Below are 17972 nucleotides of genomic sequence, written 5' to 3'. Positions count from 1 at the left end.
CTTTGGAATTTGGAATTTCGACCTTGATATTTCCTGTATTAGTCTTCGCTCCTGCGGAACTTGTTGATGTCCATACCGAAGTGCAGACCACGCTCGTGCAGTACCTGCTCTATCTCCGACAGTGACTTCTGGCCGAAGTTGCGGAACTTCATCAGTTCTTCCTGTGTGTACTGTACCAGCTCGCTCAGAGAGTTGATCTTCGCAGCTTTCAGGCAGTTGAATGCGCGTACGGACAGTTCCAGGTCTTCCAGTGGTGTGTTCAGCACCTTGCGTACCAGCAGGGTCTCTTCGTCCACTATCGTTTCTTTCTCCTCGCGCTTGGTATCCAGCGATATGTTCTCATCAGTGATGATCATCAGGTGCTGTATCAGTATGCGCGATGCTTCCTTCACAGCCTCTTCAGGATGTATGGTACCATCGGTGATCACTTCCATCACCAGCTTTTCGAAGTCTGTGCGCTGCTCTACGCGGGTATTCTCTATGTTGTACTTTACATTCTTGATGGGAGTGTAGATAGAGTCGATAGCTATGAGACCGAGAGGTGCGTCCTCAGGACGGTTCTCTTCGGCAGGCACATAGCCACGGCCCTTGCCTATGTGCATCTCCATCTGGAAAGAAGTACCGGGATGCAGGTTGCATATCACCAGCTCGGGGTTCATCACCTGGAAGTTGGGCAGCACCTCACCTATCATACCTGCGGTGAAGGTCTCTACACCTTTCACGTTCAGGTCTACCTTGTGGCCGGTGAAGTCGCCTGTTTCGCCTATGGCTTTCAGACGCACCTGCTTCAGGTTCAGTATTATTTCGGTAACATCCTGGAAAACACCCTTTATGGTAGCGAACTCATGGTCGGCGCCGGGTATCCTGATGGCAGTGATAGCGTAGCCTTCCAGCGATGACAGCAGCACACGGCGCAGGGCATTACCTATAGTAACACCATAGCCGGGCTCCAGTGGGCGAAACTCGAACTGTGCTTCGAAATCAGTAGTTTTCTGAAGAGCTATTTTATCCGGTTTCTGAAAATTCAATATGGCCATATTGATATTTATTTATTTTTTGTTTGTTACTTAAAAGTTTGACGAGCTGAACAAGCAAGGCAGAGTAAATATACTCTGCCTCACCGATATTGCTATTATTTAGAGTACAACTCGACGATAAGCTGTTCCTTGATGTTCTCCGGAACCGACTCACGCTCTGGGTGAGCTATGTAAGTACCTACCATGTCCTTTTCGTTGAAGTCTACCCAGCTTATACGGGTGTTCTTCGGGCGTATCATACCGGTAACAGTGGTATTGGCTTTGCTCTTAGGCTTCAGCTCTATCACATCACCTGGCTTCAGAGAGTATGAAGGTATGTTCACTACATGGCCGTTCACCATTACATGCTTGTGCGATACCAGCTGGCGCGCAGCAGGGCGTGTAGGTGCTACACCCATACGGTAGATGGTATTGTCCAGACGGGCTTCCAGCAGTTTTATAAGGTTCTCACCGGTAGCGCCTTTCAGACGTGCAGCCTCTACATATGTGTTGGCGAACTGCTTTTCCAGCAGGCCGTAAGTGTATTTGGCTTTCTGCTTTTCTTTCAGCTGTATAGCGTATTCGCTAGCTGTTTTACGCTTGCGCGTAGGGCCATGCTGGCCGGGAGGATTGCTGTTCTTTGCAAGGCTCTTGCCCGATCCGAGGATGGGTTCGCCGAAGATGCGGCATATCCTGTTCTTTGGTCCTGTATAACGTGCCATTTTCTGTCGATCTTTTGTTTTTTAGTTGCCCCGTCTCATTTAAAGATCGTGAAAGCCGATCCAGAGCAACGTCTATTAAGAAATAAAAATTAAAACTTGTTCTTTCAAGGTAGCCATGTACCCCAAGGGCGGGTTATACCCTACGCTTCTTAGGAGGACGGCAACCGTTGTGTGGCATTGGCGTTACGTCCTTTATAGAGGTAACTTCTATACCGTTGTTGTTTATAGAACGGATAGCGCCCTCACGGCCCGAACCCGGTCCTTTTACATATACATCGGCACGTTTCATGCCTGCATCCACTGCTACCTTGGCGCAATCCTGTGCTGCCATCTGGGCGGCATATGGCGTGTTCTTCTTAGAACCACGGAAACCCATCTTACCTGCCGATGACCAAGATATCACCTGGCCCGCCTTGTTGGTGATGCTGATGATGATGTTGTTGAATGTAGCGTTGATGTGTACATCGCCATGCGTGTCCACTTTCACTACGCGCTTTTTCGCTACGGTCTTCGCTGAGGCCTGTGCTTTTGCCATTTTTTACTTTTTGAAAAAGGTGATCAATTATTTTATTTAACAAGCTATGGCCAAGGTAGTAACACCCGGCCATGTGCCTGCCATCACCACTCCTCCCCGCAGCACCAGTGCAGATCCGGCAGTGGCAATGATATTATTTCTTCGGTGCTTTTTTCTTACCTGCAACTGTCTTGCGCTTACCTTTACGGGTACGGCTGTTGGTACGCGTACGCTGGCCACGCAAAGGAAGACCTTTACGATGACGCAGGCCACGGTAGCAAGCTATATCCATAAGACGCTTGATGTTCATCTGCACTTCAGAGCGCAGCTGACCTTCTACCTTGAATTCGGCATTGATGATGTTACGGATAGCGGTCTGCTCATCGTCGTTCCATTCATAAGCCTTCTTGTCATAGCTTACGCCTGCTTTGTCCAGTATGTAACGGGCGGTACTGTTGCCAATACCATAGATGTAAGTGAGCGCTATCTCACCGCGTTTGTTCTTAGGAAGGTCGATACCAGCTATACGAGCCATATTCTTTTTTTTAACCCCCGGTCCTCTTCAGAGGCGGCCGGAGTACTTTTTATACTTGGTTTGTCTTTAAAATTACCGTCTTGCTCCCCGAAATGGCAAAAGCCCCTTTGGGGGTTGGTGGTTATCCCTGGCGCTGCTTGTAGCGGGGGTTCTTTTTGTTGATGATATAAAGCTTACCGTTGCGGCGAACGATCTTGCAATCTGCGCTACGTTTCTTGATAGATGCTCTTACTTTCATTTTATTTATATTTCTATGCGTTAAACCCTTCTTGTTACCACGGTCGCCCTTCGGCTGCCGCGGCTGTTATTTGTACCTGTAAATGATGCGCCCCCTGCTCAGGTCATATGGGCTCATCTCTACACCTACCTTATCGCCGGGCAGTATGCGTATGTAGTGCATGCGCATCTTGCCCGAAATAGTGGCCAGTATCTCGTGCCCATTTTCCAGTCGTACACGAAACATAGCATTAGATAGCGCTTCGATGATCGTTCCGTCCTGTTTAATGAGAGATTGTTTAGCCATATTTTTTTAAGGACTGCAAAGGTAGTAAAAACTTTTTTATTTAACCGAAAAAATTTGTGGCAAAATAAAAAACGGTCCCTTCCCCTCTGCAGCTACCCATCTTTGATGTGAAAAATGCGCCGCAAAGATAAAGCCACCAGCCGATAATTATATAACTCTTCGTGGCAACTAAAAAAAAGTTGTTCTTGCTTATTTTTGCAGCTTTTCCGGCAAAACCTATTGCTATGCACCAAATAGAGCCGTTCTATAACTGGAGACATCTGTATACCGCCGAAGAGGACGAGATATCGCCCTTCTTTGGCGCCGAGCACAGCGAATTCGAGTATTCAAATACCATATACAATTACTATATACATCCTCAGTGGGACGAGTTCGGGTCGCGTACATTATATATGAAGGCGCTCTTCGTAGATTACGACCTGAATTTTGCCATCATAGAGCTGATAGGCGAGTGGAACGATGCCGTGGAGAACGATATAATGCAACTGAAACGGTCTGTGATAGACCATATGATAAACCACAAGGTGAATAAGTTCATCCTCATTGCCGAGAATGTGCTCAATTTCCACAGCGGCGACCGCGACTATTACGAGGAATGGAACGAGGACATCAGGGACGATGGCGGCTGGATAGTGCTCATGAACACGCCCGAGCAGACACGCTCAGAGATACAAAGGGCACGCATAGACCGGTATGTACGCCTCTGGGATAACCCCAACTGGCGTACCCACCAGCCCGGCGACCTCTTCCAGTCCATAGACAATGCCATGCTGCGGCTCTGGTAGCCCCTTTCTACATGCCCGATAGTTTGCGCATCATGTTCACCCCACCCTTTTTACCGGTGCTTACCGATGAATTGGCGGCCTTACCTGCTTTCTTTCCTGCCGACTGGTTGCCGAAAACTATTTGTTTCGATGGTAGTTTAGATGGTCCTTTCTTCTGCTGACCGTTGTTAGAGTTTCCCATACTGCAATTATAGTAAAATGTGGCAGTAATAAAAAAATGTGTTTGAGCTCAGAACATCTTATTAATAAATGATGTATTTATTAATTTTCGGTTCAAATACATAGTTTTTTGAACAAATGATCGTAATATTGTCATTCAGTTCCCCTTGCTCTTTAACAAAATCTTTGATCAGAAAACCTCCCTGAAACGAAAACTATGTCTCTAAAGATACGCATACTCCCCAGGTGGCTTGTTTTCCTGCTAGATCTTTTCCTGGTATGTTGCTGCATTTTCCTATCCAGGATGCTGAAGCTCAACTTCAATCTGGAACAGGCCGCTATAGGCCTCAAACTGATGATAGGCGTAGCACTGGCGCTTAACAGTGCGCTCTTCTACATCTTCAAAAGCTATGCCGGCATAGTACGCTACACCAACCTCGAGGACACATCGCGCCTGGTGATGGTAAACGCCCTGGCCGCTTTCTTTTACCTGGTCCTCAATATATTCTACCTCAAATCGGGCAATTACTTCACCCTGCAGGTAGTGGTCATCAACTTTTTCATCACCAGTTTCGTCATCATATCGTACAGGCTGGCGGTAAGGTACTGCTTCAATTTCTACCGTTCGCTCTCCTACCCCGGCAATAAGGTGCAGAAAAAGAAGGTAGTGGTATATGACACCTCTACCGAGGGGCTGCATATCAAAAAAGTGATGAGCAGCATGCCCGATGCAGACATGCAGGTAGTTGCCTTCCTCGACGATTCTTTCTCTACCGCAGGCAAGCTGCTTGAAGGTATTCCCATCTACAGCACACAGGAAAGCAATATAGCCAGGCTGGCATCAGAAGGGGTAGAGATAGTGATACTGGCCACCCGCCATATAGAGAGCGCCAAACTGAACGAACTGGTGGACAACTGCCTGGCCCACAACATAAAGGTGCAGCAGGTGCCGGTGATGAAAGACTGGCTGAACGACAAGCTGGACACCCAGCAACTGCAGAACATAAACATAGAGGACCTGCTGGAGCGTGAGGTGATCAAGATACACAACGAGGCCATATACAGCGCGCTGAAGGGCAAGAAGATACTGGTAACAGGCGCTGCCGGGTCTATAGGCAGCGAGCTGGTACGCCAGTTGTTCAACTACAGACCATCTGTCATCATACTATGCGACAAGGCCGAGACCCCCATGCACGAGTTCGTGCTGGAGCTGCAGGAAAAGCACAAGGCCCCCAATATCATATCCTACCTGGGCGATATCTGCGACAGGCAGCGTATGGAGCATCTCTTCGAGGTATATGCACCCAACATCGTTTTCCATGCGGCGGCCTACAAGCATGTGCCCCTCATGGAAGACAACCCGTCTATAGCCGTACTGAACAATGTAGCAGGCACTAAGAACCTTGCCGAGCTGGCCGTACTGAACAGTGTGGAGAAATTCGTGATGGTATCTACCGATAAGGCCGTGAACCCCACCAATGTGATGGGAGCATCAAAGCGCATAGCAGAGATATTCACGCAGAGCTATTTCAGGCAGCTTACCGGCACCGACGACCACCTGGACATGAATGTGACCCGTTTCGTCACCACACGTTTCGGCAATGTGCTGGGATCCAATGGTTCGGTTCTGCCCAGGTTCAGGAAACAACTGGAAAAAGGCGGCCCCATAACCGTTACCGACCCCGAGATAACGCGCTACTTCATGACCATACCCGAGGCCTGCCAACTGGTGATAGAGGCCGGCGTAATGGGCCAGGGCGGCGAGATATTCGTGTTCGACATGGGCAAGCCCATCAAGATAGCCGACCTCGCCCGCAAGATCATAAAGCTGGCAGGCAAAGAGCCCGACATAGATATAAAGATAGAGTACACCGGGCTGAGGCCGGGCGAAAAGCTATACGAAGAACTACTGAGCAGCGCAGAGAACACGCGCCCCACCTATCACGAAAAGATACTGATAGCCGATGTGCGCCAGTACGATTTTGCTACGGTAGAGAAAAAGGTGGACAGGCTCATCAACAGCGCCCGCCTGCACTATACGCTGGAGACCGTACTGCTCATGAAGGACATAGTGCCCGAGTTCATCAGCAACAACATAGTATACGAAAAAGTGAACGCACGCAACAACAAGGCGTAGGGCGTTCCCGGTCTGTCGCATCCGTACTTACTATCGTCGCATACAGGTACCGTCTGCGGCGCTGGGCTATGGTACATTTGTCTCCTGTCTTTCACTACTAAAACAGGCTACTATGCAAAAGATCACTCCATTCCTTTGGTTCGATGGTAATGGCGAAGAGGCCATCAACTTTTATACCTCCATTTTCAAAGACTCAGCCACAGTATCTATCTCTCGCTATGGCAAAGGCGCCCCCATGCCCGAGGGCACTATGATCACGGCAACATTCCGGCTACAGGGGCAGGAATTCATGGCGCTAAATGGCGGCCCTATGTTCCAGTTCACGCCGGCCATATCCCTGTTCATCAAATGCAAGGACCAGGAAGAGGTGAACTACTTCTGGGACAGCCTGCTGGCCGATGGTGGCACGGAAGAGCGCTGCGGCTGGCTGCGCGACAGGTTCGGCCTCTCGTGGCAGATAATACCCGACCGCCTTGGCGAGCTGCTGAACGATAAGGACGGTGCCCGCGCCCAGCGTGCCATGATGGCCATGCTGGGTATGCAAAAGATAGACATAGCCGAGCTGGAACGCGCTGCCAACGGATAATATCGATCGGGCATTGAATTCGGCATCTGACCGTGTGGTATAACTCCTCCTTCTCCTTTGGAGACGGCTGGGGAGAGTCTGCACCCTACCCTAATAATACCAATTTGACTTCAAAATTCGGCACAGGAAAATTTCACGTTATAGCGCTCATAGTTCACCTCCTCCCCTTTGGAGAGGTTCGGGAGGGGCCAAAAAACAGGCATGTTTTCATTGTCTAATTGGTATAACATAGAATTAAAGGGGCGGCCATGCTATACATGGCCGCCCCTTTGCAATGGTGCTACAACAAGGAATTACTTCGCACCGAATTTTGTGGTGTAGTCGTTTATGCTGTGCTGCAGTATCTTCTTTGCCAGGCGCGCGTTCTGGAACTCCTCTACCTTCACTTCCTTCTTTTCCAGCTTCTTGTACTCTTCAAAGAAGTGGCGCAGCTCTTCTATGAAGTGGGGCGACAGCTCGCTTATGTCGTTCACATGCGCTACACTCATATCGTTGGCGCATACGGCTATCAGTTTGTCATCGGCCTCGCCCTGGTCCAGCATGCGCATCACGCCTATTATCTTGGCCTCTACCAGGCATAGGGGTTGCATATCTATCTGCGACAGCACCAGTATATCCAGCGGATCGTGGTCATCGCAATAGGTACGGGGTATGAACCCGTAGTTGGCAGGGTAGTATACCGATGAGTACAGTACGCGGTCCAGCTTCAGCAGGCCGGTCTCTTTGTCCAGCTCATATTTCGCCCTCGAGTTGCGGGGTATCTCTATGATAGCGTTGACGGTGTGGGGAACATTGTCGCCATAACTGGCATCATGCCATGGATTGAAATTCATATATGTGGAGTGTTGGAAAAAAATTTTCCAAAATTACAAAGGAAATGGCACGGATATACGTCTATATCAAAAGCACACCTCAAAAAAACCGGTAAAACTTATCGCCCTACCTCTACCGATACCCTCCCTTTTTACCATTGAAAATATCTGTGCAATAATATATCGCGCGTATGCGTTGCAATGCAGTGAATATCAGTACAGACAAGGAAAAACGTATTATTATATTTAGGAAATATTTTGCAGGCCGAAATTGTTTTTTTGAACTGTACCTATATCTTTGCAAACACTCAAAAATGTCCTTTAAGTTATCTTAGACCAACAATTATAAGCAAACACAAAAATTAAAATCAGAATTATGGCAGACGTAAAAACAGCCGCAGCAAAACCCGCAGCATCTCACGGAAATGCAGGTAAACCAAAGAACTCTAACAACTTTTGGCTCAACCTGGCATTGGTAGTAGGTTGTGTAGTAGCAGGTGAGATCATCTGGAAGTTCGTGCTGGGTGCAGAAGGAAACTTCCACGATGGTGCTAGCAGGGAGAAACCGGCCAACATAATGGGTACGATGTACCAGGGCGGTTTTGTGGTACCTATCCTTATGGCTACCCTTCTTACGCTGATATGCTTCATCATAGAGCGTGCCCTTACCATAATAAAAGCAAAAGGCAAAATGGACGGTGGCGAATTCGTACGCAAGGTACAGTACCACCTGGCCAATAAGAGCATAGACGCTGCTATAGCCGAGTGCGACAAGCAGGCAGGCTCTGTAGGCAACGTAATGCGTGCCGGCCTCATGAAGTACAAAGAAATGACCAATAATCATGAACTGGATACCGACCAGAAAGTACTGAGCATACAGAAAGAGATAGAAGAAGCTACCGCACTGGAGCTGCCTATGCTCGAAAAGAACCTCGTGTTCCTTTCTACCATAGCATCGTGCGCTACCCTTCTCGGTCTGTTCGGTACGGTACTTGGTATGATCCGTTCATTCGCGGCCATGGCCAATGCAGGTGCGCCTGATGCTGCTGCCCTTGCTGCAGGTATCTCTGAGGCCCTTATCAATACCGCCCTCGGTATCGGTACCTCGTTCTTCGCTATAGTGTTCTACAACTTCTTCACTACTATCATCGATGGCATCACCTTCTCTATAGATGAGAGCGGTTTCACACTTACACAGAGCTTCGCGTCACAGTACAAATAATATTTCTCATACCGGTTCGCCGCACAACATGGCGGACCGGTATGACCAAATAAAATATGTGGCCGTGCTGTATGGAAAATGACCGGAAATGCATCTTAATAATATTTAACAGGAGAAGCTAAAGAAAATGCCTAAAGCCAAATTACCTCGCAAAAGCACCAACATCGACATGACGGCGATGTGCGACGTGGCGTTCCTGCTGCTTACCTTCTTCATGCTTGCAACAAAGTTCAAACCTGAAGAACCCGTAGTAGTACAAACACCATCGTCCATATCTGAGATACCGCTGCCCGATGCTGATATCATGCTGCTTACCGTCGATACCAAGGGAAGGATATTCTTTTCTATCGACAACAAGCTGAAAAGGAAAGAGCTCATCACCAGCGTGAACACCGACCGCAACCTCGGTCTTACCGAGGCCGAGATGAACTCGTTCGCCATCGGTTCTTCCGTAGGCGTACCGCTCAATCAGCTCAAATCACTGCTCAACACGCCGCCTGAGTCTCGTGCCGAAATAGAGAAGCAAGCACCGGGCATACCCGTAGACACTTCTGTACTGTCGCCCAACAACGAACTGGCACAATGGGTGAAAAGCGCCCGCTACACCAACCCCAAGCTGCGTATATGCATCAAGGCCGATGGTGAGGCCGCCTACCCACATGTAAAAAAGATAATCAGGACGCTTGAAGGCTATAAGATATTCAAGTTCAACCTCATTACCAATCTTAAGGCCGTACCTCCGGGCACTGCCGCTTTCGAGCAGAAAAAGCTCGCTAAGGCCGAATAACAACGGCACCAGTAAACAATATTTACAGGGGGCCTGAGAAACCCACTGAACCAAACAAGAGACATTTGCGCTATGGCAGAAATGGATACCTCCGGTGGAGGACATAAAAAGAAAGGGCCTGGGGTCAAAAAAGGGAAAAAACTAAGTACGCGCATCGACCTTACTCCGATGGTGGATCTTGGCTTTCTGTTGATAACATTCTTCATGTTCACAACAACGCTGGCCAAGCCCAAGACCATGGAGATAAACATGCCGTACAAGGACGAGAACCTTACGGATGCCGAAAAGAACAAGCTGAAGGCCAGCGTGGCCATGACGGTGCTGCTGAGCAAGAACCACCGCGTGTACTACTACGAAGGCATAGGCGACAATCCCGACCAGGCGCCAGACCTCAAGGTAACAGGCTTCAAGGCAAAGGACGGTATAAGGGACGCTATCATAGCCAAAAAGAAGATAGTGGACGGACTGAAACGCTCTGGCGCCCTTACGGCAAAAGACGAAATGACCGTGCTCATAAAGCCCGATACCACCAGCACCTACAGCGACCTCGTGAACATGCTGGACGAAATGAGCATCAATGACGTGAAGGTATATGCCATCATCGACATCTCCGATATCGAGCAGGGCTTTATACAGGCCACAGAGACCGCCAACGGTGTACAGTAATTCAAATTAAGTTATCACAGAAAATAACTTACAACAAAAGGTAAAAATGGATATCAATAAAATTCTCACCAGCGACTATCTCGATATCATATTCGATGGCCGCAATAAAACATACGGAGGCTATGAGCTGCGTAAGAACTACCCCAAACGGGTGGGTCGTGCAATGCTGGTGCTGCTGGCTATAGGTATGGGCATAGGTGCATACGCTTTCATAGCCAAGAATATGAAGGCTCCGAAGAAGGAAGTGTACATACCCAAGCAGGTAACACTGGCCGAACCGCCGCCAATAGACCCCAATAAGCCACCACCACCGCCCCCTCCTCCCCCGCCACCTCCGGTGAAGCCGACGGTAAAATTCACACCGCCGGTCATAAAGAAGGACGAAGAAGTGAAGGAAGAAGAAGTACCACCACCACAGAAGGAGATAGTAGCATCGGGCAAAACTACCCAGGAAGGCGACCCTAACGCGCTCGATCCGGGTATAGTAGAGCCATCTACAGGTACCGGTGTGGTAGAGGCGCCACCACCACCACAGATATTCACTTATGTGGAGCAGATGCCTACTTTCGAGGGCGATATCAACAAATATCTTCAGGATAAACTGAACTATCCTGCAGCAGCCCGTGATGGTGGTATCTCAGGCCGCGTAGTGGTGAAGTTCGTTGTGAACGAAGACGGCAAGATCAGCGAAGTATCTGTAGTACGCGGCATAGGCGGCGGCTGCGATGAAGAAGCTGTACGCGTGGTAAAGAGCATGCCCCCTTGGAAACCCGGTAAGCAGAACGGTAAGCCTGTAAAGGTTTTCTTCAACCTGCCTATCGTGTTCACACTAGAGTAATTGCATACCTGCACATATTCGTTACAAAAGCAGAGGGCCGCGATCGCGGCCCTCTGCTTTTGTAGTATCCGGCACTTTATACTTTACTCCCACACACCCTCTTCCCCCGTATCCTTCTGCTTACTGTGTTTCTTTTTTCTGCCCCCTTCCAACTTGAATACCACTGGCAGATAGAAACGAGACCTTACCGGCCTTCCATTCAGCTTTGCCGGCTCCCATACGGGCATATTATGCACTACCCGCAGGACCTCGGCTGACAATAGCTCATGTGGTGAGCGCATTATTTCAATATCTGTTATAGTGCTATCCACATTCACCACGAACCGCACTATTACCCTGCCTTGTATATCATTCTCCCTTGCCACATCCGGATAATTGATGCTGTTCGCCAGAAACCTGTTCATCTCGAACTGTGGTTTCGCCACCACATCCACCGTGTCGTATATCGTATTATCGGCTGTGGGTATCGTTGCCATAGCATTGGCAGGGAGTTGGGCATAGGCTGTGTGCATCGCGCACATTGCCAGCAATAGTGCTGCTATATTTCTGGTCATCATTTTCTTTCGGTGTTTATTGCCAGGTACAGTACATGGTCGTTCATAAAGTAGCCGCCGCCTATATCTATGTCCTCATCCCTCAGGTGGCGAAAGCCATACCTGTTGTAGAATGTTATGGCCTGCGCATTGTGTATGTTCACATTCAGGCGCAATTCTGCCACCATACATTTTTGCCGTATCTCGGTCACTATATGGTCTATCATACCGCGGCCTATTCCCTGCCCCTGCATGCCCGGTAGTATATACAGCTTATGCAGCTTGTAGATACAGGGCTCTATTGCCGAGTAAGAAGCGAATGCCACTGCCCTGCCTTCTTTGTACCCTATTATGAACCTGTGCCCATCCTCTGTTATCTGGCGGGTCAGCGCCTCGGGTGTATAGAACAGGCCCAGCATATAGCTTACCTGCGCCTCGCCTATTATAGGTACATATGTGGGTGGCCATACCTCATGGGTAATGGCCATTATAACGGGTATATGCCCCGTATGGGCTGCTGTTATATCCAAATGATCACGATCTGAAAGTATGAGGCCAAAAACAGGCCGAATGATTTCCTGTTCAAAGATAAATAAACTAAATTCGCTTTTCATTTCGATCGACCATTATGAGAAAGGCTGTTTACATAGTTTCTGCAATGCTGGTGGGCACTTTGCTCTCCGTATCGTCCTGCAAGAGGTCTTACCGTTGCAATTGCACTTTTAACAACCAGGTAAGGCTTACAAGAGATCTTGGTATACAGAGCGAGGCAAAAGCACAGGAAATATGCAGCCAGTACGACACGACCGTTATCGGCGAAGTATGGAACTGTACCATTTACTAGGTCACAACACATTCCGGGTCTATACCCGTAGCAATGTGTAACAGCCGGCTACCTTTGCCACATATACCCATAGGCGGATATCCCCGCTCTATTATTTATTGTGACAATTTTAAGAGACATATACAGTTATGGTCTTGCCATACCGTATATTTTTGAGGCCTGAACGTACTGAAAAGCCACTTCTTATACAGAATGAAAAACTTAGCTACCATACTCAGCGTATTATCTTTTATAGGTGTACTGGCGCTTGCAGGTATGCATTTCTCGCAAAAAGAAAAGCCCGCCAAAGAGACCGCACCTGTTGCTACCACCGGCGGCTCTAATATAGCCTATGTGGATATAGACTCGCTGGAGGCGAAATACGACCTGCTGAAAACAAGAAGCGAGGATTTCAAAAAGCGCCAGGCACAGATGGAGAACGAACTGCAGCGCTCTTATGCCCAGATGCAGAACGATGCCTACGAGATACAGAAAAAGGCCCAGTCGAACTCGCTGACACAGACAGAATATGAAGCGGCCAACAAACGCCTGATGCAGATGCAGCAGACACTGGAATCGCGCAAACAGTCGCTTACAGAGCAACTCATGAAAGAGCAGGAAGAATTCAATACCGACCTCAAGAAACGCCTCAACGCCTACCTGGCCGAATACAACAAGACACACCACTACGATTTCATCATGTCCTATGCAGGCAGTGGCTCTTCTATACTTTATGCGGGTGCGGCGCACAACATTACCGATGATGTGGTGAACGGCCTGAACGAGGCTGCGAAAAAAGAAGCACAGAAGAAATAAGGAAGAATGTAGTATATTTCTGAAAACATCATTCCTTGAACGACCAGGCACCCGGTACAGACACCCGTTTTCAACGATCGCTCACACTGCTCGATGGCGCCCTGCTGGTCATAGGCTCTATGATAGGCTCAGGCATATTCATAGTTAGCGCAGGTATAGCCCGCGATGTGGGCAGTGCGGGCTGGCTGGTGGTAGTATGGCTGCTTTCGGGCTTCATCACCCTTACAGCCGCCCTCAGCTATGGCGAGCTCAGTGGCATGTTCCCCCACGCAGGTGGCCAGTACGTCTACCTTCGCGAGGCCTTTGGCAAGCTCTATGGCTTTCTATATGGCTGGTCGTTCTTCGCCGTTATACAAACAGGTACTATAGCTGCGGTAGGTGTGGCCTTCGGCAAATTCGCAGGCTACCTTTTCCCTTCCCTTGGCGACGAGAACCTGCTGATGGGCACTGCCGATGGCTTCCATATATCTGCCGCGCAGCTTACGGGTATCGCTACCGTGATATTGCTCACCTACATTAATACCCGGGGCGTAAAGAGCGGCAAATGGATACAGTTCTTCTTCACTTTTGCCAAGCTGGCCGCTATGGCGGGTCTCATATTGTTCGGCTTCTTCCTTTTCAAAGACGGCAGCATATGGAACAACAACTGGACCGATGCCTGGAGCGCCAAAAGCATCAGTAAGGATATGGGTGCCATCATGCACCAAAGCCTCTCTCCCCTTACATTGGTCATAGCCATCTGCACTGCTATGGTAGGCTCGCTCTTCTCCAGCGATGCATGGAACAGTGTCACCTTCATAGCCGGGGAAATGAAACGCCCCGAGCGCAACATAGGCCTTAGCCTCTTCATAGGCACTCTTGTGGTCACCCTCATATATGTGTGCATGAACCTCATGTACCTCAATGTGATGAGCATACCCGAGATAGCCCATGCCCCCAGCGACCGTGTGGCCACTGCCGCTGCCCTCAAGATATTCGGCGACGATGGTGCCAAGATCATAGCCCTCCTCATCATGATATCCACCTTCGGCTGCAACAACGGTCTTATACTGTCTGGCGCCAGGGTATACTATACCATGGCAAAGGATGGCCTCTTCCTGCCTGCTGCAGGTACGCTCAATAGCAAGGATGTACCCGCCCGCGCCCTGTGGATGCAGTGCATATGGGCATCGCTGCTGTGCCTTAGCGGCCAGTACGGCAACCTGCTCGATTTCATCATCTTCACGGTGCTGCTCTTCTATATACTTACCATTGGCGGCATATTCAAGCTCAGGCGCACCATGCCCCATCACCCAAGGCCCTATAAGGCCTTTGGCTACCCCGTCATACCTGCTGTTTATATAGCGCTGGCATCGTTCATATGCATAGTGCTGCTCAAATACAAGCCTTTGTATACCTGGCCCGGCCTGTTGATAGTAGTGATGGGACTGCCACTATACAAAATGCTGCAAAGAAGGACCATAAAATGAACAAAGAAAGATCGAAAGAACTGTTCGCCCGCATGCAGGATATGCATGTAGTAGTGGTAGGCGATGTGATGCTGGATAACTACTGGTGGGGACATGTGGACCGCATATCGCCCGAGGCGCCCGTGCCGGTAGTGGCTATATCGCGCAGGGAAAGCAGGCTGGGTGGCGCGGCCAATGTGGCGCTCAACTGCCGCTCGCTGGGGGCAAAGGTGACACTGGCCAGTATAGTGGGTGAAGACGCCAACGGTGAAACCCTGGTGTCGCTGGCCAATGATGCAGGCATAGATACATCGCTGGTGGCAAAGAGCCGCAAACGCCTCACCACTACCAAGGTACGCATCCTGAGCCGCAACCAGCAAATGCTGCGCCTGGACGATGAAGTGACCGACGACCTGCATACCGAGGAAGAGCACCCCTTCATAGACAAGGTGCTGCAGTACCTGCAAAAGGTAAAACCACAGGCGCTCATATTCGAAGACTATAATAAAGGGGTACTGAAGGAAAATGTGATACGCCACATAACCGCTCACTGCCGTGAGATAGGTATAGTGACCGTAGTAGACCCCAAACGCAGGAACTTCCTATCGTACAAAGATGTGACCATCTTCAAACCGAATCTGAAAGAAGTACGCGAGGGCCTGCACCTGGACATTAACAATGTTACCACCTCCGAGCTTGACGAAGCACATACCATACTGCACAAAGAGCTGGGCCATGAGGTGACATTCATAACCCTGTCCGAAAAAGGTGTGTATTACAACAAGGAGGGTCATTCGGCCATACTGCCGTCGCACATCCGCAATATAGCCGATGTTTCCGGGGCGGGCGATACCGTAGTAGCTACGGCCACTCTTGTGTACACCCTCACGAAAGACCCGGCACTGATGGCCGCCATATCCAATATAGCAGGTGGTATAGTATGCGAAGAAGCAGGCGTAGTGGCCATAGATAAGAACAAGCTGCGGGAAGAGTGCTGCAGGCTGCTGCCATCACAATAATGGTTCACTATACTTTGCCATCGACACCAAAGGCCCTGTATCTATGCCACACCCCGAGCTACTTTTCTTTTTCCTCACCATTGCATTCATATATGCATCGGTAGGTTTTGGTGGCGGTTCCAGCTACCTGGCCATCCTTGCGCTCTATGCAGTGCCCAGGTACGAGATGAAGCTCACGGCTCTTGTCTGCAACATCATTGTGGTCACGGGCGGCACATTCTTATTCATCCGCCGGAGGGAGCTACAGTTCAGCAAGGTACTACCCATCGCTATTGCCAGTGTGCCTATGTCTTTCATAGGGGCGCGGCTGCATGTAAGCCAGGCCACATTCTTTGTGCTACTGGGCACATGCCTCATTATGGCAGGTATCTTCCTTTGGCTGCAGCCATCAAAGACCGATGTACCATTGAAAGACCATGATACAAAGCCCAATTACCTGCGCGATGCGCTGCTGGGCGGCAGCATAGGCCTGCTATCGGGTATGGTAAGTATAGGCGGTGGTATATTCCTTGCCCCTGTGCTCAACCTCCTGCATTGGGATACGCCAAAGAAAATAGCTGCGACCGCCAGTTTCTTCATTCTCATCAATTCCATTGCCGGGCTGGCCGGGCAGCTTAGTTCACTGCAAACATCGGTAGACACTACACGCATCGCACTACTCGCTATTGCTGTACTTGCAGGTGGGCAACTGGGTTCGCGCCTCGGCATCGCCAAACTAAGCCCTGCGCTCATACGCAGGCTTACGGCCGTACTGGTATTTGCAGCAGGTATAGAGGTGCTGTACAAGCAGCTAGCCACCTAGCGCTCCCTGCCTCTGCGCTCCCTATTTACCTGGTCGAAGTAGAATGTGAACAGGAAGAACAGCAGGTGTACTATACGGTAAGACAGGTAGTACAGGAACATCCTTATGGGGTTCGTAGCTATTTCGTATGACTCCTTCCTCACCTGTATGCAATCGTTCACCACTATCTGCTTCACCGCATCACGCAGTTGGGTGGCCACATCCTTGTCATACACGTCCAGGTTCATCTCTATACTGGCAAATGCACTTATGTTGTTCACATTGTACGAGCCTATTGTGGCCCACTCATCATCGCGAAAGGCCACCTTGGCATGAAGCACATTGGGCTGGTATTCGTATATCTCTATATTGCTGCGGAACAACCGCCTATACAGGTAGCGCTCGGCATATTTGGCCAGCGGCACATCTGCCTGTCCTGTTAGTATCACCCTTACTTTTACACCTCTGCGGGCCGCGGCCTCCATACGCAGCAGCAACCTGCGCGGCGGCCAGAAGTAGCTTGTCATTATAGTGGCATACTGCCGCGCATCCGTGAACATGCGCCTATAACTTACCGATATATCTATACGGCGATATACCCAGTCATTGCGGCTCATGCGCACCATGCACTCCTCTTTTGGCATTGGGGGCAAGGGTATACTATCCGGCAGGCATTTTTTCTGCTTCCAAACAGACCGCTGCCACATGCGCACACATATCTTGTGCAGGTCTTGCGCCACCTCACCTTTTACATGCAGCGCCCAGTCTAGCCAGGCGGGCGCATCCGGCATGTCATTATATCTATCGCTTACATTCAGCCCTCCTACCAGGCATTCATAGGCATCTGCCACAAGTATCTTATGATGCATGCGCCTGCCCAGGTAATATTTATAGGTAAAAAGCAGTGGTTCGAAGAAACGGAAATGTACACCAGCCTGCCGCAGCTTCCCGATGAATTCTTTGGGTAAATGCTGAGATGCATACCCATCCAGCATCAGGTATACATGCACACCGCGCTGCGCGGCGGCCATCAACGCATCGGCCACCAGGAAGCCCGTCTCATTGGCATCGAATATATAGGTCTGGAAATGCAGGGAATACCTGGCCCTGCCCGCAATATCTACCAGGGTATCGAAATAGTGTGCGCCACCCCTTACCAGGTGTACCGCATTATGTGTCGTATACTGCTCCCTTACACGTTTGCGTCCACGCGCCATGGCGCACAAATTAAGCAATAAACGCCTATCGTA

The 17972-nt window shown here is 49.6% G+C and carries 23 protein-coding genes; 12 read left to right on the top strand and 11 right to left on the bottom strand.

Going from position 1 to position 17972, the window contains the following annotated elements; genetic code table 11:
- Positions 1–38: 38 nt before the first annotated feature.
- The 6 genes from ABD843_RS10020 to infA all read right to left on the bottom strand — a co-directional run bounded on the left by ABD843_RS10020 (position 39) and on the right by infA (position 3310).
- Positions 39–1037, bottom strand: coding sequence for a DNA-directed RNA polymerase subunit alpha (locus ABD843_RS10020; protein ID WP_345082389.1), 999 nt, complete (start codon positions 1035–1037; stop codon positions 39–41).
- 95 nt (positions 1038–1132) lie between these two features.
- Positions 1133–1738, bottom strand: coding sequence for a 30S ribosomal protein S4 (gene rpsD / locus ABD843_RS10015; protein WP_345082386.1), 606 nt, complete (start codon positions 1736–1738; stop codon positions 1133–1135).
- A 133-nt stretch (positions 1739–1871) separates the two neighbouring features.
- The gene (gene rpsK, locus ABD843_RS10010; protein WP_345082383.1) at positions 1872–2273 is read right to left on the bottom strand and encodes a 30S ribosomal protein S11; all 402 of its coding nucleotides are present in this window, start codon (positions 2271–2273) and stop codon (positions 1872–1874) included.
- 133 nt (positions 2274–2406) lie between these two features.
- Positions 2407–2787 (bottom strand): 30S ribosomal protein S13, encoded by a 381-nt coding sequence (gene rpsM / locus ABD843_RS10005; RefSeq protein WP_345082380.1) that lies wholly within the window; start codon positions 2785–2787, stop codon positions 2407–2409.
- Positions 2788–2908: 121 nt separating this feature from the next.
- Positions 2909–3025: a type B 50S ribosomal protein L36 gene (gene ykgO / locus ABD843_RS10000; protein WP_345082377.1), complete on the bottom strand. Its 117-nt coding sequence runs from the start codon at positions 3023–3025 to the stop codon at positions 2909–2911.
- A 66-nt stretch (positions 3026–3091) separates the two neighbouring features.
- On the bottom strand, positions 3092–3310 hold the full coding sequence (infA, locus tag ABD843_RS09995) for a translation initiation factor IF-1 (RefSeq protein ID WP_105040761.1): 219 nt from the start codon (positions 3308–3310) through the stop codon (positions 3092–3094).
- 224 nt (positions 3311–3534) lie between these two features.
- Here infA and ABD843_RS09990 point away from each other — a divergent pair, with 224 nt between their 5' ends.
- On the top strand, positions 3535–4095 hold the full coding sequence (locus ABD843_RS09990) for a hypothetical protein (protein ID WP_345082369.1): 561 nt from the start codon (positions 3535–3537) through the stop codon (positions 4093–4095).
- A gap of 7 nt (positions 4096–4102) precedes the next feature.
- Here the strand turns inward: ABD843_RS09990 and ABD843_RS09985 are convergent, their stop codons facing one another.
- Positions 4103–4276 carry a hypothetical protein gene (locus ABD843_RS09985; protein ID WP_345082366.1) on the bottom strand — a complete coding sequence of 58 codons (174 nt, stop codon included), beginning with the start codon at positions 4274–4276 and terminating at the stop codon, positions 4103–4105.
- Between the two features lie 195 nt (positions 4277–4471).
- Between ABD843_RS09985 and ABD843_RS09980 the strand changes: the two genes are divergently transcribed.
- Both ABD843_RS09980 and ABD843_RS09975 read left to right on the top strand, forming a co-directional pair.
- On the top strand, positions 4472–6391 hold the full coding sequence (locus ABD843_RS09980; protein ID WP_345082363.1) for an SDR family NAD(P)-dependent oxidoreductase: 1920 nt from the start codon (positions 4472–4474) through the stop codon (positions 6389–6391).
- Positions 6392–6503: 112 nt separating this feature from the next.
- Complete coding sequence (locus ABD843_RS09975) at positions 6504–6977, top strand: VOC family protein (RefSeq protein WP_345082360.1); 474 nt, start codon at positions 6504–6506, stop codon at positions 6975–6977.
- Between the two features lie 293 nt (positions 6978–7270).
- Here the strand turns inward: ABD843_RS09975 and ABD843_RS09970 are convergent, their stop codons facing one another.
- The gene (locus ABD843_RS09970; RefSeq protein ID WP_345082357.1) at positions 7271–7810 is read right to left on the bottom strand and encodes an inorganic diphosphatase; all 540 of its coding nucleotides are present in this window, start codon (positions 7808–7810) and stop codon (positions 7271–7273) included.
- 355 nt (positions 7811–8165) lie between these two features.
- Between ABD843_RS09970 and ABD843_RS09965 the strand changes: the two genes are divergently transcribed.
- The 4 genes from ABD843_RS09965 (at position 8166) to ABD843_RS09950 (ending at position 11302) form a co-directional block, all read left to right on the top strand.
- Complete coding sequence (locus ABD843_RS09965; protein WP_345082354.1) at positions 8166–9011, top strand: MotA/TolQ/ExbB proton channel family protein; 846 nt, start codon at positions 8166–8168, stop codon at positions 9009–9011.
- A 127-nt stretch (positions 9012–9138) separates the two neighbouring features.
- The gene (locus ABD843_RS09960) at positions 9139–9798 is read left to right on the top strand and encodes an ExbD/TolR family protein (RefSeq protein ID WP_345082351.1); all 660 of its coding nucleotides are present in this window, start codon (positions 9139–9141) and stop codon (positions 9796–9798) included.
- 72 nt (positions 9799–9870) lie between these two features.
- A complete protein-coding gene (locus tag ABD843_RS09955; protein WP_345082348.1) occupies positions 9871–10464 on the top strand; it encodes an ExbD/TolR family protein in 594 nt (197 codons plus the stop codon).
- Positions 10465–10510: 46 nt separating this feature from the next.
- The gene (locus ABD843_RS09950) at positions 10511–11302 is read left to right on the top strand and encodes an energy transducer TonB (protein ID WP_345082345.1); all 792 of its coding nucleotides are present in this window, start codon (positions 10511–10513) and stop codon (positions 11300–11302) included.
- Positions 11303–11385: 83 nt separating this feature from the next.
- Here ABD843_RS09950 and ABD843_RS09945 read toward each other — a convergent pair whose 3' ends face one another.
- Together ABD843_RS09945 and ABD843_RS09940 are read right to left on the bottom strand one after the other, a co-directional pair.
- Entirely contained in the window at positions 11386–11859 is a 474-nt protein-coding gene (locus ABD843_RS09945; protein WP_345082342.1) for an energy transducer TonB, read from the bottom strand.
- Positions 11856–12365, bottom strand: coding sequence for a GNAT family N-acetyltransferase (locus tag ABD843_RS09940; RefSeq protein ID WP_345082339.1), 510 nt, complete (start codon positions 12363–12365; stop codon positions 11856–11858). Before ABD843_RS09940 ends, ABD843_RS09945 begins: the two co-directional genes overlap by 4 nt.
- A gap of 98 nt (positions 12366–12463) precedes the next feature.
- Between ABD843_RS09940 and ABD843_RS09935 the strand changes: the two genes are divergently transcribed.
- From ABD843_RS09935 to ABD843_RS09915, 5 genes are all read left to right on the top strand, one after another.
- A complete protein-coding gene (locus ABD843_RS09935) occupies positions 12464–12679 on the top strand; it encodes a hypothetical protein (protein WP_345082336.1) in 216 nt (71 codons plus the stop codon).
- A 192-nt stretch (positions 12680–12871) separates the two neighbouring features.
- Positions 12872–13474 (top strand): OmpH/Skp family outer membrane protein, encoded by a 603-nt coding sequence (locus ABD843_RS09930; protein WP_345082333.1) that lies wholly within the window; start codon positions 12872–12874, stop codon positions 13472–13474.
- A gap of 35 nt (positions 13475–13509) precedes the next feature.
- Entirely contained in the window at positions 13510–14943 is a 1434-nt protein-coding gene (locus tag ABD843_RS09925) for an APC family permease (RefSeq protein WP_345082330.1), read from the top strand.
- Entirely contained in the window at positions 14940–15941 is a 1002-nt protein-coding gene (locus tag ABD843_RS09920) for a bifunctional heptose 7-phosphate kinase/heptose 1-phosphate adenyltransferase (RefSeq protein ID WP_345082327.1), read from the top strand. Before ABD843_RS09925 ends, ABD843_RS09920 begins: the two co-directional genes overlap by 4 nt.
- Before the next feature lie 43 nt (positions 15942–15984).
- A complete protein-coding gene (locus ABD843_RS09915) occupies positions 15985–16743 on the top strand; it encodes a sulfite exporter TauE/SafE family protein (protein WP_345082324.1) in 759 nt (252 codons plus the stop codon).
- Here the strand turns inward: ABD843_RS09915 and ABD843_RS09910 are convergent.
- Positions 16740–17939 (bottom strand): phospholipase D-like domain-containing protein, encoded by a 1200-nt coding sequence (locus ABD843_RS09910; RefSeq protein WP_345082321.1) that lies wholly within the window; start codon positions 17937–17939, stop codon positions 16740–16742. The two genes, ABD843_RS09915 and ABD843_RS09910, sit on opposite strands and share 4 nt — an antisense overlap.
- Positions 17940–17972 lie beyond the last annotated feature (33 nt).

Source organism: Nemorincola caseinilytica (genome assembly GCF_039540515.1).
GTDB lineage: Bacteria > Bacteroidota > Bacteroidia > Chitinophagales > Chitinophagaceae > Nemorincola > Nemorincola caseinilytica.
The sequence above is the reverse complement of the archived record's forward strand: the minus strand, read 5'-3'. Positions and strand labels throughout refer to the sequence as shown.

Excerpts from the sequence above, each read along its gene's own strand:
- infA (WP_105040761.1), bottom strand. The coding sequence starts at position 3,310 with ATGGCTAAACAATCTCTCATTAAACAGGACGGAACGATCATCGAAGCG.
- ABD843_RS09985 (WP_345082366.1), bottom strand. The coding sequence starts at position 4,276 with ATGGGAAACTCTAACAACGGTCAGCAGAAGAAAGGACCATCTAAACTA.
- ABD843_RS09915 (WP_345082324.1), top strand. The coding sequence starts at position 15,985 with ATGCCACACCCCGAGCTACTTTTCTTTTTCCTCACCATTGCATTCATA.
- ABD843_RS09960 (WP_345082351.1), top strand. The coding sequence starts at position 9,139 with ATGCCTAAAGCCAAATTACCTCGCAAAAGCACCAACATCGACATGACG.
- ABD843_RS09980 (WP_345082363.1), top strand. The coding sequence starts at position 4,472 with ATGTCTCTAAAGATACGCATACTCCCCAGGTGGCTTGTTTTCCTGCTA.
- ABD843_RS09965 (WP_345082354.1), top strand. The coding sequence starts at position 8,166 with ATGGCAGACGTAAAAACAGCCGCAGCAAAACCCGCAGCATCTCACGGA.
- rpsM (WP_345082380.1), bottom strand. The coding sequence starts at position 2,787 with ATGGCTCGTATAGCTGGTATCGACCTTCCTAAGAACAAACGCGGTGAG.
- ABD843_RS09935 (WP_345082336.1), top strand. The coding sequence starts at position 12,464 with ATGAGAAAGGCTGTTTACATAGTTTCTGCAATGCTGGTGGGCACTTTG.
- ABD843_RS09990 (WP_345082369.1), top strand. The coding sequence starts at position 3,535 with ATGCACCAAATAGAGCCGTTCTATAACTGGAGACATCTGTATACCGCC.
- ykgO (WP_345082377.1), bottom strand. The coding sequence starts at position 3,025 with ATGAAAGTAAGAGCATCTATCAAGAAACGTAGCGCAGATTGCAAGATC.
- ABD843_RS09945 (WP_345082342.1), bottom strand. The coding sequence starts at position 11,859 with ATGATGACCAGAAATATAGCAGCACTATTGCTGGCAATGTGCGCGATG.
- ABD843_RS09970 (WP_345082357.1), bottom strand. The coding sequence starts at position 7,810 with ATGAATTTCAATCCATGGCATGATGCCAGTTATGGCGACAATGTTCCC.
- rpsD (WP_345082386.1), bottom strand. The coding sequence starts at position 1,738 with ATGGCACGTTATACAGGACCAAAGAACAGGATATGCCGCATCTTCGGC.
- rpsK (WP_345082383.1), bottom strand. The coding sequence starts at position 2,273 with ATGGCAAAAGCACAGGCCTCAGCGAAGACCGTAGCGAAAAAGCGCGTA.
- ABD843_RS09955 (WP_345082348.1), top strand. The coding sequence starts at position 9,871 with ATGGCAGAAATGGATACCTCCGGTGGAGGACATAAAAAGAAAGGGCCT.
- ABD843_RS09920 (WP_345082327.1), top strand. The coding sequence starts at position 14,940 with ATGAACAAAGAAAGATCGAAAGAACTGTTCGCCCGCATGCAGGATATG.
- ABD843_RS09950 (WP_345082345.1), top strand. The coding sequence starts at position 10,511 with ATGGATATCAATAAAATTCTCACCAGCGACTATCTCGATATCATATTC.
- ABD843_RS09930 (WP_345082333.1), top strand. The coding sequence starts at position 12,872 with ATGAAAAACTTAGCTACCATACTCAGCGTATTATCTTTTATAGGTGTA.
- ABD843_RS10020 (WP_345082389.1), bottom strand. The coding sequence starts at position 1,037 with ATGGCCATATTGAATTTTCAGAAACCGGATAAAATAGCTCTTCAGAAA.
- ABD843_RS09910 (WP_345082321.1), bottom strand. The coding sequence starts at position 17,939 with ATGGCGCGTGGACGCAAACGTGTAAGGGAGCAGTATACGACACATAAT.
- ABD843_RS09975 (WP_345082360.1), top strand. The coding sequence starts at position 6,504 with ATGCAAAAGATCACTCCATTCCTTTGGTTCGATGGTAATGGCGAAGAG.